This window comes from Aneurinibacillus danicus (genome assembly GCF_007991215.1).
Classification (GTDB): Bacteria; Bacillota; Bacilli; order Aneurinibacillales; family Aneurinibacillaceae; genus Aneurinibacillus; species Aneurinibacillus danicus.
In genome coordinates, this window is sequence record NZ_BJXX01000291.1 from 1 (window position 1) to 617 (window position 617).

1 protein-coding gene is annotated in these 617 nt (G+C 38.4%); it reads left to right on the forward strand.

Annotated features, from left to right (window positions below):
• Positions 1-164 precede the first annotated feature (164 nt).
• A complete protein-coding gene (locus ADA01nite_RS21795) occupies positions 165-587 on the forward strand; it encodes an HTH domain-containing protein (RefSeq protein WP_146812518.1) in 423 nt (140 codons plus the stop codon).
• The last annotated feature ends 30 nt before the right edge of the window (positions 588-617 follow it).

The following is a 617-nucleotide window of genomic DNA, read 5'->3' on the forward strand; positions in this document are numbered from 1 at the left end:
TAACTAATAATGGGAAGATAAGCCCATGATTCCTTGGCATGAACTGTAACCCGAATAATGGACACTTTAAAAAAAGTCCGTTATTCGGGTTTTTTGTATGGGGAAACGACAAATACAGAGATATAATCAACTCAATGAATACGAACGAAGGAGAAAAGAAAAATATGAGTAAAATTATCTTCAATGCTTTCCAAATTAAACAATTAGAGGCAAATCCTAATGTGAGTAAAGTTTCTGAACGTTCCATTGCTTATCATCCAGATTTTAAGTTAAAAGCTGTCAAAGAGAATCTGAAGAATAAAGAGCCGATGCAGATTTTTCTTGAGAATGGATTTGATCTCTCGATCATTGGAAAGGAGAAGCCGAACCAATGCCTTAAAAGATGGCGTAAACTTTATAAAGAAGTAGGGGAAGGTGCGTTTCATACAGAACGACGAGGAAGTACAGGGCGTCCTTCTTCTAAGCGGTCGACACCGGAGGTGGAACTCAAAAAGGCACAAGCTCGAATCGCTTTCCTTGAGGCAGAACTTGATTTCTTAAAAAAGCTAGACGAGTTAGAAAGGCAGGCGTTTCAGAAGAAGTCCTAACACCATCAGAGAAATTTGAGCTCATTGAAA

What these genes read in the sequence shown, in the direction of transcription:
- ADA01nite_RS21795 (WP_146812518.1), top strand. Translation starts at nt 165, where the DNA reads ATGAGTAAAATTATCTTCAATGCTTTCCAAATTAAACAATTAGAGGCA.